Annotated in this window: 19 protein-coding genes, 1 tRNA gene and 1 pseudogene; 15 read left to right on the top strand and 6 right to left on the bottom strand. The window is 39.7% G+C overall.

All coding sequences use genetic code 11. The annotated features are described in order from the left end of the window. From ACEO2X_RS08590 to ACEO2X_RS08600, 3 genes and pseudogenes are all read left to right on the top strand, one after another. Positions 1-93, top strand: a 93-nt coding sequence (locus ACEO2X_RS08590) for a transposase domain-containing protein (protein WP_178867550.1), incomplete at its 5' end; no start/stop codon positions are given. 31 nt (positions 94-124) lie between these two features. Further along, positions 125-400: pseudogene (locus tag ACEO2X_RS08595) on the top strand (hypothetical protein); the annotation flags it as partial. Between the two features lie 229 nt (positions 401-629). Continuing rightward, positions 630-998 carry a hypothetical protein gene (locus ACEO2X_RS08600; protein ID WP_371971679.1) on the top strand — a complete coding sequence of 123 codons (369 nt, stop codon included), beginning with the start codon at positions 630-632 and terminating at the stop codon, positions 996-998. Between the two features lie 114 nt (positions 999-1,112). Here the strand turns inward: ACEO2X_RS08600 and ACEO2X_RS08605 are convergent, their stop codons facing one another. From ACEO2X_RS08605 to ACEO2X_RS08615, 3 genes are all read right to left on the bottom strand, one after another. After that, positions 1,113-1,331: a hypothetical protein gene (locus tag ACEO2X_RS08605; protein ID WP_004972907.1), complete on the bottom strand. Its 219-nt coding sequence runs from the start codon at positions 1,329-1,331 to the stop codon at positions 1,113-1,115. Positions 1,332-1,863: 532 nt separating this feature from the next. Next, the gene (locus ACEO2X_RS08610) at positions 1,864-2,061 is read right to left on the bottom strand and encodes a hypothetical protein (RefSeq protein ID WP_004972905.1); all 198 of its coding nucleotides are present in this window, start codon (positions 2,059-2,061) and stop codon (positions 1,864-1,866) included. Positions 2,062-2,217: 156 nt separating this feature from the next. Next, positions 2,218-2,293: transfer RNA gene (locus tag ACEO2X_RS08615), tRNA-Arg, on the bottom strand. A gap of 179 nt (positions 2,294-2,472) precedes the next feature. Between ACEO2X_RS08615 and ACEO2X_RS08620 the strand changes: the two genes are divergently transcribed. The 7 genes from ACEO2X_RS08620 (at position 2,473) to ACEO2X_RS08650 (ending at position 8,623) form a co-directional block, all read left to right on the top strand. Then, positions 2,473-3,408, top strand: coding sequence for an ABC transporter ATP-binding protein (locus tag ACEO2X_RS08620; protein ID WP_096902394.1), 936 nt, complete (start codon positions 2,473-2,475; stop codon positions 3,406-3,408). Further along, positions 3,405-4,178 (top strand): ABC transporter permease, encoded by a 774-nt coding sequence (locus tag ACEO2X_RS08625; protein ID WP_371971681.1) that lies wholly within the window; start codon positions 3,405-3,407, stop codon positions 4,176-4,178. Before ACEO2X_RS08620 ends, ACEO2X_RS08625 begins: the two co-directional genes overlap by 4 nt. Further along, entirely contained in the window at positions 4,178-4,993 is an 816-nt protein-coding gene (gene queF, locus ACEO2X_RS08630) for an NADPH-dependent 7-cyano-7-deazaguanine reductase QueF (RefSeq protein WP_004972810.1), read from the top strand. The genes ACEO2X_RS08625 and queF overlap by 1 nt, the downstream gene beginning before the upstream one ends. An 18-nt stretch (positions 4,994-5,011) precedes the next feature. Beyond that, positions 5,012-5,662, top strand: a complete 651-nt coding sequence (locus tag ACEO2X_RS08635) for a hypothetical protein (RefSeq protein ID WP_371971684.1) — start codon at positions 5,012-5,014, stop codon at positions 5,660-5,662. A 369-nt stretch (positions 5,663-6,031) separates the two neighbouring features. Then, positions 6,032-7,033 carry a lytic murein transglycosylase B gene (gene mltB, locus ACEO2X_RS08640; protein WP_096902392.1) on the top strand — a complete coding sequence of 334 codons (1,002 nt, stop codon included), beginning with the start codon at positions 6,032-6,034 and terminating at the stop codon, positions 7,031-7,033. A gap of 294 nt (positions 7,034-7,327) precedes the next feature. After that, positions 7,328-7,936 (top strand): septal ring lytic transglycosylase RlpA family protein, encoded by a 609-nt coding sequence (locus ACEO2X_RS08645; protein WP_242769614.1) that lies wholly within the window; start codon positions 7,328-7,330, stop codon positions 7,934-7,936. Between the two features lie 231 nt (positions 7,937-8,167). Further along, positions 8,168-8,623 (top strand): DUF962 domain-containing protein, encoded by a 456-nt coding sequence (locus tag ACEO2X_RS08650; protein ID WP_004972797.1) that lies wholly within the window; start codon positions 8,168-8,170, stop codon positions 8,621-8,623. Between the two features lie 34 nt (positions 8,624-8,657). On the opposite strand, the gene ACEO2X_RS08655 is transcribed toward ACEO2X_RS08650, so the two are convergent. From ACEO2X_RS08655 to rpsB, 3 genes are all read right to left on the bottom strand, one after another. Beyond that, positions 8,658-9,179 (bottom strand): DUF3465 domain-containing protein, encoded by a 522-nt coding sequence (locus ACEO2X_RS08655; RefSeq protein ID WP_004972795.1) that lies wholly within the window; start codon positions 9,177-9,179, stop codon positions 8,658-8,660. 193 nt (positions 9,180-9,372) lie between these two features. Then, a complete protein-coding gene (gene tsf, locus ACEO2X_RS08660) occupies positions 9,373-10,248 on the bottom strand; it encodes a translation elongation factor Ts (RefSeq protein WP_004972793.1) in 876 nt (291 codons plus the stop codon). Positions 10,249-10,391: 143 nt separating this feature from the next. Further along, positions 10,392-11,138, bottom strand: coding sequence for a 30S ribosomal protein S2 (gene rpsB, locus ACEO2X_RS08665; protein ID WP_004972791.1), 747 nt, complete (start codon positions 11,136-11,138; stop codon positions 10,392-10,394). Positions 11,139-11,346: 208 nt separating this feature from the next. Between rpsB and map the strand changes: the two genes are divergently transcribed. The 5 genes from map (at position 11,347) to ACEO2X_RS08690 (ending at position 15,594) form a co-directional block, all read left to right on the top strand. Further along, a complete protein-coding gene (gene map / locus ACEO2X_RS08670) occupies positions 11,347-12,174 on the top strand; it encodes a type I methionyl aminopeptidase (RefSeq protein ID WP_004972787.1) in 828 nt (275 codons plus the stop codon). A 341-nt stretch (positions 12,175-12,515) separates the two neighbouring features. Continuing rightward, positions 12,516-13,568 (top strand): OmpW family protein, encoded by a 1,053-nt coding sequence (locus ACEO2X_RS08675; RefSeq protein WP_371971692.1) that lies wholly within the window; start codon positions 12,516-12,518, stop codon positions 13,566-13,568. Between the two features lie 194 nt (positions 13,569-13,762). After that, positions 13,763-14,974, top strand: a complete 1,212-nt coding sequence (locus tag ACEO2X_RS08680; RefSeq protein ID WP_104852269.1) for an MFS transporter — start codon at positions 13,763-13,765, stop codon at positions 14,972-14,974. Then, positions 14,967-15,101 (top strand): hypothetical protein, encoded by a 135-nt coding sequence (locus ACEO2X_RS08685; RefSeq protein WP_019836563.1) that lies wholly within the window; start codon positions 14,967-14,969, stop codon positions 15,099-15,101. Before ACEO2X_RS08680 ends, ACEO2X_RS08685 begins: the two co-directional genes overlap by 8 nt. A 67-nt stretch (positions 15,102-15,168) precedes the next feature. After that, positions 15,169-15,594 carry a VOC family protein gene (locus tag ACEO2X_RS08690; RefSeq protein WP_371971696.1) on the top strand — a complete coding sequence of 142 codons (426 nt, stop codon included), beginning with the start codon at positions 15,169-15,171 and terminating at the stop codon, positions 15,592-15,594. Positions 15,595-15,653 lie beyond the last annotated feature (59 nt).

Genomic DNA, 15,653 nt, shown 5'->3' on the forward strand with positions numbered 1-15,653 from the left:
TATTTAAGTGATGTGCTGAAAAGGTTGCCGACACATAAAGTGACTCAGATTGAAGAATTGCTACCACACCGCTGGAAACCTGAACCGAATTAAAAAATAGGCATGGGGTTCAGCGGACGCTTACGAACAACCTGAACCCCAAGCAGAAATACAGCCTGAAATTACCGCTTTGAGTTTTGAAGATGTAAAATTTCTCATGATGGATACTTTGCAGCGTCATTGTGGATTAATGGCAAAACAACTGATTCAGCGAATTTTACAAGCTCAGGATATTCGCAGCTTAAAACTCTGCCAAATGCAATGGATTACCTCTTTGCAAGAAACTCGTTTACCACCGAAAGTACTCAATCAGATTTTGCAGCAAATCAACCACTCTCTGCAAAAGCTTAATCCGACTTAAAGCTTAGATTTTTTTACTTAGTTTTAAGTCTTTTTAACAATTAAAACCATGCTCAGGGACATATGGATTAATTTATTTTTATTACTTTTCAACACCTTAAAAACACATATAAATCCACATCTAAACCTTAGATTCATTATCCCTATAAAAGCTAAGACTTTAGCGGCATAGCCCCGACTCATAAAAATCAGCGATATAGTATTTTCCAGAATTGTTGAGGCACAGGGTCATGATGAATCATGCATTTTTTTTAGCGTTTGATGCTTATGACAATCCAATGCAACTCAGTAAAGTTGGCAATTGGGTGATTACCTTTTTAAGCCCAAAAGATCAGGAAAGCCAAATACAGTTAGCGATTACCAATGTGTTGCCGCGTCAAATTTCAGCACATTTACAACCGCGACGCATAGTGATTCAACAAAGTACAGATGCCCAGCTCTGGCAAATCTTGCAAATTGAATGTTTTGATAGTCAAACCAATCAAGAGTTGAGTTTTCAACCCGATGATGACATTGGGCAAGCGGTCATTCAAAAAATTATTCAAGAGTTTGATAAATACGATGTAAATATCCAACTTGTAGAAGATCAGACGGTTTAAAGCGATATGTTTTACACTTAATGAGCACTTTATTTACGTGTGCTTTAAAAATCCTGCGCACAAAAAAGCTCATCGAAATGAGCTTTTCTAAAAATAAAGTAGTCTCACAAATATTTACTCCAACACACGGAAAATACTATCAGACTCGCGGCTTTCAAACAAAAGTTCGATGCTTGGTAAAATCACTTCACCTTCCACAATAATGTGTTCAATTTTGTGAAATAGTGCCAAACCCGCTGCCAATGAAGTTTCTGGGATATTACGTAGCAATGCTTTTGCTTCGTAAATATGGCTAAACTGGTCTTTAACTTTAATATCGATGATTTGCGTCATTGTTGTTCCCTTTTTCTTGACGGAAATTTTTTATACCATAGCTTATAAATTTTTTAAAAAAGTGAGTTGTTAGATTGTTTGACAATGTAGTATTTTTTTAAACTAAATTTAAATTATCTAATAAATTCAAACACATATTTTTTAAAATTTTATTTACAACTTACAAAACCACAGTAAATTTGCTTGTTTTTCATTCTAGCACAGAAAAAACTCGCATTGCTGCGAGTTTTTTTATGTTGGAAGGCTAGTGCTAATTTTATTGTTTGAACAAGAGTTACAAACTCAACGAGCTGTCATTGATCCGTCCAACTGCATCGTAGCGTCTATTACATTGAATGACCTACTGTAGTTTTAATATAGTGAAACTTATTTTTTGCTGCAATAGCCCACTACATTTCAACACATTCACACAGCAAAATTTCAATTGATTTAATTTTCAGTTACGGCATAATTTTATGCGGTTAAAAGCTCCAGCTTTGCGATTAGCTTCTGCATAACTTGGCGATACTTTCAAATAATAAGAAGTCGACGATTATTCAATTAACTCAATTTCATAATCAACATCTTGCAGCATATCTTTATTGTATAGCTTTACCATTGCTGTTGCTTCAGCATAATCGTAGAACAAACCTTCTGCGACGGCTTTACTGCGAAATTCCGTGGTACCAATTTCATTATCATGCGGAACAAAATATAAGTTTTCTGGAATGAGTTTAACGATATAGCCCACGAAGCTGCCCTCAGATTTTTCAGTTTTAAAATATGTGAGTTTTATATGCTGAAAAACGTGATCAGGCTATGGCAAATAAGATCGAATGTTTATCTTAATTTTTTATATACTTTTCAACTATTTTTTATATTACAGTTCAATGCTTATATACTAATTTGGTGCGCTCAGCGGGACTCGAACCCACGCCACAGGCTTCGGAGACCTGTACTCTATCCAGTTGAGCTATGAGCGCGCGCTGCACATCATAACAAAAAATTGCTGAAGGTAAAGCAACTATATATAAGTTACGTATTTTTATGCTTATGCTTTAAACAATGTTCCAAACTTGGAACAAAGAATTCCATGTAACTTACTTGGTTTATTGACGTGGATCGCTCACAATAGTGGCTCTATTCCTCAAGTGAGAATTTCATGACTGATGCATTGACGTTAAGGGACGTGTCAAAGACCTATCGAAATGGTTTCCAAGCACTGAAAGGAATTAATTTGACCGTTCCTGAAGGCGAGTTTTATGCCCTACTTGGACCCAATGGTGCAGGTAAATCTACAACCATTAGCATCATCAGTTCTCTTACCAAAAAAACTGCAGGTACCGTCGAAATTTTTGGGCATAATCTAGATACCCAACCATCCCAAGCCAAGCAATGTTTAGGGGTAGTACCGCAAGAATTTAACTTTGGTCAGTTTGAAAAGACCTTTGATATTTTGGTCACACAAGCAGGCTATTACGGCATCCCTAAAAAAGTTGCCGAGCAACGTGCCGAAGAATATTTAGAAAAACTGGGTTTATGGGATAAACGTGCCACTCAAGCGCGAATGCTGTCTGGCGGTATGAAACGTCGTTTAATGATTGCACGTGCCATGATGCACGAGCCGAAACTGCTTATTTTGGATGAACCCACTGCAGGTGTAGATATTGAGCTGCGTCGTTCAATGTGGGATTTTTTAACAGAGATGAATGATAAAGGCACCTCAATCATTCTCACTACCCACTATTTAGAAGAAGCGGAAATGTTGTGTCGTCGTATCGCGATTATTGATCGTGGTGTGATTAAAGAAGACACTTCAATGAAAAACTTCTTAAACCAGTTAAGTGAAGAATCTTTTATTTTCGATTTGGCTGAACCTATTCAACCCATTCATCTAGATATTATTGGTGTACGTTTCAACTTAATTGATGCAGTGACCCTAGAAGTCACTATGGATAAAGCTCACACCTTAAATGATTTATTCCAACTTTTAGAAGCACAAGGCATTCGCGTGCGCAGTATGCGTAATAAGTCCAACCGTCTAGAAGAGTTATTTGTCAAAATGGTCGAAAAGAATTTAGATGGAGCTGCGCAATGAATTTTACCCAACTGCGGATTGCACTCTATACCTTAGTGCATAAAGAAATTCGTCGTTTTATGCGCATTTGGCCACAAACCTTGTTACCACCTGCTATTACCATGAGTTTGTACTTCGTGATTTTTGGTAATTTGGTCGGTTCGCGTATTGGTGAAATGGGCGGCTTTAGCTATATGCAATTTATTGTGCCCGGCTTAATTATGATGGCAGTCATTACCAACAGCTATGCCAACGTATCTTCAAGTTTTTTTAGTGCAAAATTCCAGAAAAGCATTGAAGAACTGATCATGAGTCCTGTACCGTTGCATGCCATTTTATGGGGTTATGTTTTGGGTGGTGTTATCCGTGGCGTATTGGTCGGTATTATTGTCACCACCATGAGTCTATTCTTTACCGACCTTTATATTACCAATTGGTTTGTTACCATTTATACCGTATTAATTACGTCCTTTTTATTTTCATTAGGCGGTTTTATTAATGCTGTTTATGCCAAATCATTTGATGATATTTCTATTATTCCAACTTTTGTACTGACTCCACTGACTTATTTAGGTGGTGTATTCTATGCCATTAGTGCCTTAAGCCCTTTTTGGCAAAATCTCTCTTTAATTAACCCTGTGGTGTATATGGTTAATGCTTTCCGTTACGGCATTTTAGGACATAGTGATGTCAACGTGACGATTTCATTATCTGTGATTACACTATGCTGTGCAGTGCTTTATGGTATTGCCTATCATTTACTTTCTCGTGGTTCAGGAATGCGTGAATAATGAGTGTTGAACAATCTCTTCTTGGTAAAGACACCAATTATCCTACAGAATATCAACCCGATATTTTGTTCCCTATTTCACGTGCTGCTGCACGTGAAAAATATGCAGATGTTGAGGGAATTCAACTCGGGCAAGACTGGTGGCACGTTTTTGAAATTTCGTGGTTGAATGCCGCAGGTGTTCCACAGGTTGCGATTGGTCGGATTACGCTACCTGCTTCATCACCTAACCTGATCGAATCAAAATCATTAAAGCTCTACTTTAATAGTATGAACTTTACTCGCTTTCAGTCTGAAGCCAATTTCATTGAAACTGTTGAGCATGATTTAACGGCTGCAGCACAAGCACCTGTTACGCTAACTTTATTTAAGGTTGATGATTTGGCAATTAGCCAACCTGAAGGTATTTGTATTGATCAGCTCACGCCTGAGCGTTTAGAGCAGCATCCTGACCCAAGTTTATTGCAATTCGATTTAGAACAAGCGGAAGATATAGAGGTACAACTTTTCTCACATTTATTACGCAGCAATTGTCCTGTCACAGGACAACCTGACTGGGGCACGGTTTTTATCCGTTATCAAGGCAAAAAACCTTGTTATCGCAGTATTTTGGCTTATATTATTTCTTATCGTCAGCATAATGGTTTCCATGAACAATGTGTGGAACAGATGTTTGCAGACATCTGGCAAAAATTCGCACCAGAAAAACTGATGGTATATGCAACCTATACACGTCGTGGTGGTTTAGACATTAACCCTTGCCGTGTATCGGACTTAACATGGATGCCTCGCCCTATTCGTTTAGCGCGACAATAACAACATTGAGGTTGAACAATGCCATTTTTTGGATTCATTCCATCTGCAGAATTATTAAATACGATTGAAACTGCACAACAGAAAAAAAATTCAAGTGAGCCGCTGTACCCACTGCGCGACAAAACCGCATTAATGATTAATGAAGAAATCATTGATGCCATTTTAACCGAGTTGGTACGTCGTTTTCCTGCCAGCGATAAACGCGACACTGCCGAAAAACTTGCGGGCTATGTCAAATCTACCGTTGCAGTACTCCTAAAACAATTATTAAGCAAAGCGCCAAATGATGTCGTGAAACAATCGATTGAATTTTCTGAGCGCAGTAGCTTTAAAGATGCAGTAGGCAATGCACGTGTAGGTGAAACGCTCGATGCAAGTTTAGTGACCAACCTGAAACACAACTATGCCGAAATTCAAGCAGGCAATGAAGTGAACAAAGCTGCTTTAACCGAACTATATAAACAGTTTGCAGAAGCGACGGTACGCCACTTTATGAGCGACTTTAACAAAACCCTCGATTTGGGCATGATTAAGCGTAAAGCAGCAGATATTGGCGCAGCAGCGGTAATTAAAGCTGTCCATATTGCGGTGGATAAAATCATCCCAAATTTAACCAAAGAGGAACTCTTGGTTTTAGCGGAATATCACGACACCTTATTCCATCATTAATATCAGTGGGTTTAACTCATAATGCGTTTTAAGCCCTTTTGTTGCATGTTAAGTGCAAAATGCCTGATTTTGATCAGGCATTTTTATATGCAATGCAATATCAGGATATGTCTGCAACTTTTGCACAATCAAGAATAACTTTTTGCACCTAGATTGAATTTTGTTACAAATCCTGCGCGCTTTTTACACATTCTTTGTCTATTTTTGTATAAGTTTTTGCAAACCAGTCACGCATGAATGCTATCTTAGCCGCTTACTTCGCTTTCGCAGTTTGGCCCCAATAGCGGCTTATTCTTCATATATAAGTAGCAACTTATTTACTGCATATAAATAAGTTGTGTAAATCATCAATTTGGAATTTTCCTCAATATGTTCAAACTTGATTTTTATAACAAACTAAAACGTCTTTCTTTACTCATTGGTGCATTTTCTATCACCAGTTTTTGTCAGGCCAATGATTTCCAAAATCATCCGTCTTATGCCAGTTTTAAACAAAAAACCATGCAGACCTATGGCTTGAGTGCAGCACAAGTCGATTGGGCGATGGAAGGCTCTAAAAACTTACCCAATATCATCAACATCATGAACCGCCCAGGCGAAAGTAAGCCTTGGTACGACTATAAAACCAATTTCCTTGCAGAAAGCACTATTCAGCGCGGTGTGCGCTTTAAACAACAATATGCAGACACGCTCAATCGTGCTGAACAGCAATTTGGTGTACCGCAATCCATTATTTTAGGGATTCTGGGTGTAGAAACAGGTTTTGGAAGCAATAAGGGCTCTTTTGTAACCCGTGATGCCCTTGCCACCTTAGGCTTTGGTTATGAACGTCGCGCGGAATACTTTAAAGATGAACTCGCAGCACTGATCGCATGGTCATATAAAGATGGTGTGCCAACTTCTTCAATTGTTGGTTCTTATGCAGGTGCTGTTGGTTATCCGCAGTTTATGCCTAGCAATATTCCAAAATTTGGGGTCGATTATGACGGCAACGGACATATTGATCTACGCAACTCGGCAGTCGATGCCATTGGCTCCATTGCAAACTACTTGGCACAACATGGCTGGCAGCGCAATCAACCCATTGCATTTGCTGCACGATATACAGGCAACAATCCTGACAGTGTCATTGCCAAAGATTTGACCCTGCCAACACCTTATGGGGTTTTAAAATCGCAAGGCGTGATGCCAATGAATCCAATTGTGCAAATAGATGACCTCGACTTGGTCAATGTCATTCAATTACAAGAAAATTATGGTCATATCTACTATATAACCTACCCAAATTTTCAGGTGATTACGACTTATAACCGTAGCCGTATGTATGCGACTGCACTGTGGTTATTGGGCACTGAAATTGCGAGTCGCTAAGTACAAATTTAAATATAAAACCAAAAAGTCAAGAAATATTTTTGACAATTTGATCACAAAACAAACATTTTACATATAATGTTACAATATTGATTATTTTTTAATCAAATAGAGTTGGTTTTTGGTACTTTTTGTCATTATTTTCGTATAAAGACTAGACACCTTTAGTGAGGGATGAATATTATCCATTTCGTCAAATGTAGTCGAAAAAGTGAAATTACAGACAGGATTACCACTATTTCAATCAGTTAAGAGCGAAATAAGTTAAAAATTCTGTCTTCAGGAGTTCAAACCATGCATAGTTCACTTAAATACTTACTTGCACTTTCTGCAGCTGTTGCACTAAGTCAGTCGCAAGCTGAAATGGTGCAATCATCATTCAACAATGATAATGAGTCATCTAGCCTAGCTGCGCGTGTACTCAACAAAGAAGCACAAAGTTTTAATTCACATTTCTCAAATTTGAATAGCCTTTCAATCACCGAACGTTCAGGCGACAAAATCCGTCGTCAAACGATTGCAGCGAAAATTGAAATTCCTGCTGAAGAGCCTTCAGTGATTGAAAAGTTAAATACAGTGGCATCGAACACTGTACGTAAATTTAGCCAAACAGGTATGGCATCTTGGTACGGTCGTCAATTCCACGGTCGTAAAACTGCAAGCGGTGAAACGTTCGACATGAACGCAATGACTGCTGCACACCGTAGCCTGCCGCTAAACTGCTATATTCGCGTAACCAATAAAAACAATGGTAAAAGCGTTGTAGTTAAAGTAAATGACCGTGGTCCATTCCATGGCAACCGTGTACTCGATCTTTCTTATGGCGCTGCAAAACAATTGGGCATCACCAATGCAGGTACTGCCAAAGTAAGCATTGAGCGTATTGACGGTCCAAACTCTTAAGATTCGCTTACACGACTTCACATTTGACTTGAAAGCCACAGCAATGTGGCTTTTTTAATGCCTGTAAGATTTACAGTCATCCCATGCATGTCTGCACAAAGATGATCCACACAAATTTTGTTGCCACTTCATTTTGAAAATATGAATACTGTTTTGACCGCCTCACTGTTCTCAGTTATATTTTAGACAGTCAAACAATAACAACGGATGATCGGTCTACAGGAGTAGCACATGAAGACAGTAAGCGAGTGGCTAGATGAATACAGCGAGAGCCATCAAAATAAAACCAATAAATTAATTCACTGGGTGTGCGTACCTACGATCTTTTTTTCGATTGTCGGCATCTTGGCGCATTTCAGCGCTTTACTGACAACCTTACTTCTGGTGCTCAGTTTTATTTTTTATGCACGTTTAGACTTGGTTCTTGCAGTTGCAATGGCAGCATTAATGCTGGTAATGGCATGGCTGATTTATGTTTTGCCTGTTGGAATGGGTTTTTATATCGCAATTTTTGTTTTGGCGTGGATTGGGCAGTTTTATGGTCACAAAGTTGAAGGGAAAAAGCCTTCATTCTTCAAAGACCTCCAATTCCTTCTCATTGGCCCAATTTGGTGCATGGATGCCTATTTAGGTAAAATCCTACCCTCTTGGAAAACACGTCGTAAAAACAGCATTATGAGCATTTAAACGCTATATCCTATTTTCGTTATCGGAAGAACCGTTATTGATAGGTTCTTCCTTGATGTTTTAACCATCCGCCCACGTGTTTATTTGCTGGATCATGATGCGTCCAGTGAATCACCCCACCCTTATCTGAGTATTCATATTCACCAAAAAACTCAACAGTATCACCTTTTGCAATATTGGTAATTCGTGGTGCAAGATCAATATTATGTGCAACCAATACAGTTTGCCCATTATTCAGTTTTAAAATAAATTTTTGATGACGTGAGCCTTCGTTGTCATCCGCTAACACTGCAATGACCTGCCCACTCGCACGGACTTGTAAATCGCTCTGTTTGCGCTCAAACGCACGTTCAATCAGCTGAACACCCTGAGCATCATCTTGCAGCGCATCTCGCTGTACGTCTAACTGCTCTTTTTCAGTTTGCGATGTGCGAGCAGTACTTGTAGATGGTGCATTTGATGTTTCAGACTGAAACTGCTGTAAATCTATGCCAAAAAATGCAGCAATTAGCACTACAATAATTGCGCCGATGCTTAAATTCTTTTTATTTGCCATATAACCTTCTTGTTCTGATTCCGCTCTATACGATTAAGTCAATCACCCATAACATACTGATTTAAAATAAATATTTTTTAATTCTCATCTCAATATTTATGCTTCAATTGCATATCGCTAAAATCTATATTCACAAAAAAGCCCCAAAATAAATTGGGGCTTTCCTTACAAAATATTTTACCTTAAGTAAAAATTATTTTGCAGCAGCTTGAGCAGCAGCAACTTCTTCAGCGAAGCTCATTTCTGCTTTTTTCTCAATACCTTCGCCTACTTCGAAACGAACGAATTGAGCAACAGTTGTACCAGTTGCTTTTAATACTTCAGCAACTTTCTTCTCGTTGTCAATTACGTACATTTGACGATCAAGCGCAACTTCGTTCAAGTATTTTTCAACTGAACCAGTTACCATCTTCTCTACGATGTTTGCAGGCTTACCAGATTCAACTGCTTTCGCTTCTGCAATTTCTTTCTCTTTAGCGATAAGATCAGCAGGAACTTGTTCAGCAGTAACAGCAACTGGGTTGAATGCAGCAACGTGCATTGCAATACCTTTACCAGTCGCAGCATCACCTGTGTAAGAAACAACAACACCGATTTTTAAACCGTGCTTGTACACAGCAAGGTTTTCACCTTCAACGATTTGTGCACGACGAACTTGGATGTTTTCACCAATTTTTTGAACAAGTGCAACACGTGTTTCTTCAACAGTTGCGCCATCTTCAAGTTTAAGTTCAGCAATTTTAGCAGCATCAGTTTCGTTTGCAGCAAGAGCAGCAGCAGCAACTTTCGCAGAGAAACCAGCAAAGTTTTCGTCTTTTGCAACGAAGTCAGTTTGACAGTTTACTTCTAAAAGAATCGCTTTGTTGCCTTCTTGAACGATTGTGATTGCACCGTCAGCAGCAATGTTACCTGCTTTTTTAGCAGCTTTTGCTTGACCAGATTTACGAAGGTTGTCAATCGCTAATTCGATGTCACCGCCCGCTTCTGTTAATGCTTTTTTACATTCCATCATTGCTAGACCAGTACGATCACGCAATTCTTTAACCATGCTTGCTGTAACTGCAGTCATGTTTATCTCCTAAAATCGGTAGAAAATGAATTCTTTTTTTAACAGAAACGGCCCAGAGGGTGTCTCTTGGGCCGTCTGCATACATGACGCTTACTTTGCCACCATCACATGTCGCAAAAATGACAAGCTTACGTCAAAACGCATTAAGCCTCAGAAGCAGGAGCTTCTTCGCCTTTTGCTTGAGCATTGGCTTGAGTTTGAGCGTATTCTTTACCAGCAATGATCGCATCAGCCATTGAAGAAGCGTAAAGTGTTACTGCACGGATCGCATCGTCGTTACCCGGAATAACGTAGTCTACGTTGTCTGGGTTAGAGTTTGTATCAACGATACCGATTACAGGAATACCTAAGTTTTTCGCTTCTTTAATTGCAATTGCTTCGTGATCAACGTCAATTACGAATAATGCGTCAGGTAAACCACCCATGTTTTTCACACCGCCTAAAGCGCGCTCAAGTTTTTCCATTTCACGGCTACGCTCTAAAGCTTCACGTTTAGTAAGCTTAGCAAAAGTACCGTCAGTAGACTGAACTTGAAGATCTTTTAAACGGCTGATAGATTGGCGAAGTGTTTTCCAGTTCGTCAACATACCACCTAACCAACGGTGATCTACATACGGTTGACCAGCGCGTTGAGCTTGTTCACGGATGATTGCAGAAGCAGCACGTTTTGTACCAACGAACAAAACTTTGTTCTTTTTGCTAGCCAATTGGTTTGCAAAGTTCAAAGCATCATTTAACGCAGGAACAGTGTGTTCAAGGTTGATGATGTGAATTTTGTTACGCGCACCAAAGATGTATTGACGCATCTTTGGGTTCCAGAAACGTGTTTGGTGACCAAAGTGTGCGCCAGCTTGAAGAAGGTCGCGCATGCTTACGTTGTAATCTGCCATTTTCTTTACCTTAAATGTTTGGGTTAGGCCTCCATATATCCGCATTCTCCACCCCAAAGGGCACCCAGAGTAATGTGACGATATATGTGCGGATTTTTAATTTCCCTTTTACCAAGCTCTTTGAAACATATTCATAAAAAGCATTTGATAAAATGGGCGGCTATTTATACCATAGTCACACACAAATTTCCAAAAGTTTTTAAAGATCATGAACACAACTTATCAAGCACCTCGTCGACTCATCAAAACCGCAGAAGATATTGAAAAAATGCGCGTGGCAGGACGACTGGCGGCAGAAGTTTTGGAGATGATCAAAGCACACGTTAAACCAGGCGTTACTACGCTCGAACTGGATACGATTTGCCATGACTATATTGTCAATCAACAACAAGCTATTCCTGCCTGCTTAGGTTATGGTGCTGCTCCGGGTCGTCCAGCATTCCAACACACCATTTGCACATCGGTTAACCATGTGGTTTGTCACGGTATTCCGTCAGAAAGTAAAGTGCTGAAGAAAGGCGATATTTTAAATATTGATGTCACAGTCATTAAAGATGGTTTCCACGGCGATACCAATATGATGTATATCGTGGGTGGTGAAACTTCCATTTTAGCCAATCGTTTATGCAAAGTTGCCCAAGAAGCGATGTATCGCGGTATGGCAACCGTTAAACCCGGTTCAACCATTGGTGATATTGGTCATGCGATTCAAAAATATGTTGAATCTGAACGCTTTAGTGTCGTGCGTGAATATTGCGGTCATGGTATTGGGACGACCTTCCACGATGAGCCACAAGTATTGCACTATGGTCAAGCCAACACAGGCATGATTTTAGAAGAAGGTATGACTTTTACCATTGAACCAATGGTCAATGCAGGCGTATGGCAAACCAAATTACTTGGCGATAAATGGACAGTGGTGACCAAAGACCACAAATTATCGGCACAGTTTGAACACACCATTTTGGTCACCAAAGATGGCTTGGAAGTGCTGACTGCCCGCCCCGATGAAGATTTATCACGCTTTACTGCATAACGTGTTTGCAGCCAAAATCTGTCATTGGCTAAAAATTTAACCTGTATGTCAAAAAGATCAGTTCCGACTGGTCTTTTTTATTAATTTCAACGCATACAATTTCTATAAAATCTTTTTATTTCAAACCAATAGAACTTTAAAGCCATCCAATAAAACAAGCATTTTCACGTATTCAACAGTTTTGGATTTAACAAAACACCTGCACACTTTTCCAGTTATTCACAAAAGTTTAAAAAAATATCTTGTAAAAACAACAGTTTTATTTTTCCAGTCCATTTCATAATGCCTTGCATAACAATGCCGTAAATAACAACAAGCAAAATTGGACATGGAGTTCCACAATGAAAAAAACACTATGCTGTTTGGCACTGAGTAGTTTGCCAGTCATCAGTTATGCCAACTCACCTTATTTTAGTTTAAAAGATGGTGATGGTTTTAAACGCTTTTCTGTTTCGGTAGGTGCGCTGCACGTTATGCCACAAGGCAAAGCACAACCTTTTCGGGTCAATACAGCCATTCACAACGGCTACACAGCCGATGTCGGTGAGGTTCAATCTCAAACTGTAAGAGATAATTTACGTGACGGTTTTGAGCCACCCGTACTATTAAGCGGAGCATTAAATTTACTGCCTACCGTACCTGCCAACATGAGTGGACAAGCCACAATTTCAGGTTTGGAGCAATGGGATAATCCCGGCACAGGTTTAGAAGCAGATGATGTCACCACACTGGGTATTATCAGCAACTATTTCTTTACCGATAATATTTCCTTTGAAGTCAAAGGCGGCATTCCACCTAAAGTTGATTTGCAAGGCAAAGGTAAAATTTATGCACCCTTCTCCGCAATTGCACGTCCATTAGGCGGTGCGTTGGGTGAACTAGAATTACAAAATGATATTTTCATTACCGATTTAGCAGCGCATGGCCCTGCTGCTTCTGCCCGCGCATGGACACCTGCATTTGAGTTTCAATATCACTTTGGCAAAACAGGCGTAAATAAGTTCCGCCCCTATGTTGGCGTCGGTTTGATGTATGCCTATTTCAATGAGTTAGAAATTAATCCACGTACTGAGCAGGACTTAATTGCTTCAGGTCACATGATTGCCAATATTAAAGAAGGAAAATCAGGCGCATCTTTAGAAGGCAAACCAAGTTCAGCCAACCCAAAAGTTGAGTTAGATGCCACCGATGCGTTTGCACCTGTTGCCACCTTAGGTTTTACCTATGACTTTAATGAAAAATGGTTTGCAGTTGGTTCACTATCTTATGCACACCTTAAAAATGAAACCACCATTACGGTGACCGATGCCAAACATGGTGAATTGATTCACTCTAAAGCAGATATTGAAGTGAATCCGATCATTGCATACGCTGGCTTTGGGATGCGCTTTTAATCTCTAATTTTACTTTTCCACTTTCAACTAAATTTAAGACGGCTACGGTCGTCTTATTTTTTCTTACACTATTTAATTAAAGCAATCGCTTCTATCTTGATAACTCAATTTTATCATTTGATGAATTTTATTTTATCGCGCTCTTGAGCTGAATCGATTACCATAACAAGCTGTTAGCCATACGTGGATGCCTTATGTCGAATGCTCAATTTTCCAAACCTCTAATTTATATGTTAATTGGAAGCGCCATTATTTTGGCATTATCGCTTGGGGTTCGGCATGCATTTGGTTTGTATTTGGTGCCTATGAGCCATGAATTTGGCTGGGGACATAATGTCTTTAGTTTAGCCATTGCCATGCAAAACCTAATTTGGGGTGCAGTCCAACCCATCACAGGTGCTTTTGCAGACAAATACGGTAGTAAAATTGTAGTTGCAGTTGGTGGCGCACTGTATGCACTCGGCTTATTGCTCATGGCCGTCAGCTCGACAGGCTTATTGCTAAATTTAAGTGTGGGTTTAATTTTAGGTTTGGCACTTTCTGCAACCTCTTTCCCTGTGCTACTTTCTGCAGTAGGTCGCGCTGCTCCTCCAGAAAAGCGTAGCCTTGCAATGGGTATTGCCAGTGCTGCAGGCTCGTTTGGGCAATTTATCATGTTGCCATCGACCTTATTGTTATTACAAAGTGTAGGTTGGTCGGGCGCATTAATTGTCAGTGCGATTTTAATTGTCTTGATTGTTCCTTTGGCATGGATGCTCAAAGCACCCATGTATCAAAACCCTAATGCAAGTTCAGTCAGCCAACCCGCTTTAGGCTTTAAACAAGTTTTGGTGATTGCCAAAAACCATAAACCCTTTTGGTTTTTAGCTTTGGGCTTTTTTGTCTGTGGTTTTCAAGTGGTGTTTATCGGGATTCACTTACCTAGCTACTTAATCGATCATGGCTTTAATGCAACCACAGGCACAGTTTTTCTAGCACTCGTGGGTTTATTTAATATTGTAGGCACCTATACGGCGGGTTGGTTAGGCGGTCGCTATTCCAAACCGCATTTGCTAATGTGGCTTTACGGACTACGCGGCATTGCCATTATCGCCTTTTTAATCCTGCCTTTAAGCATCTGGACAATTTATGCATTCGGGATCATTATGGGTTTATTGTGGTTATCTACAGTGCCTTTGACCAATGGTATTGTGGCAAATATGTTTGGGATTAAGTACCTGACCATGCTCAGCGGCATTGTGTTTTTCACACACCAAGTCGGCTCATTTTTTGGTGGATGGCTTGGCGGTTTAAATCACGATCTGACAGGTAACTATAATGCAATCTGGATTGTTTCTATTGCTTTAAGTGCGTTTGCGGTCTTGGTCCATTTTTGGGTAGATGAGGAGCACGTCATTCATGATTAATTCTTTATTGAATTTTAAAGTATTGCTCACACTCGCAATCACTGCCCTTTTTGGCTTGTCGATTTTTTTATGGATGCAAACGCCACAACTGTTTGAATATTTTAATCAGGCGTTTTGTGCGCATTAAAACGCGATTTCTAAAATATTAAGTCGATTTTGCTACTCAAAACTCCGCTTTAGACATGGAGCGTCTTATGCAGATTCAATTGCATCGTGGAAGATTGATTGACCATATTCATCTTGTGGTGAATGACCTTGAGGCAAGTCGGGCATTTTATACTGCCATATTAGCGGTGCTAGATATTCCAGTTATCGGGACTACCAATGATCACTTTTGGGCAGATGAACTCTTTATCTCGTCAGTAGAAAGCCCTGCCGCACAAGGTACACTCACTGGGCGTCATCATCTCGCCTTTCAAGCTAAAAATCGTCAAATGGTCAATGCTTTCTATCTTGCAGCATTGGCGCATGGTGGTAGATGCAATGGCAAACCTGATGAACGTGCTTATCATCCTGGTTATTATGCAGCTTATGTGCTTGATCCTGATGGTAACAATATTGAAGCTGTTTTTCATGGCGAAGCACAACGCAGTGCAGCATCGGTCATGATTGATATTTAATACTCTATGTTCCACAAATCAACTTTCCCTCAATGCATAAATTTTCCTACAGCAAGGCA

The organism is Acinetobacter sp. AL9 (genome assembly GCF_041464035.1).
In the GTDB taxonomy this organism is placed as follows: domain Bacteria; phylum Pseudomonadota; class Gammaproteobacteria; order Pseudomonadales; family Moraxellaceae; genus Acinetobacter; species Acinetobacter towneri.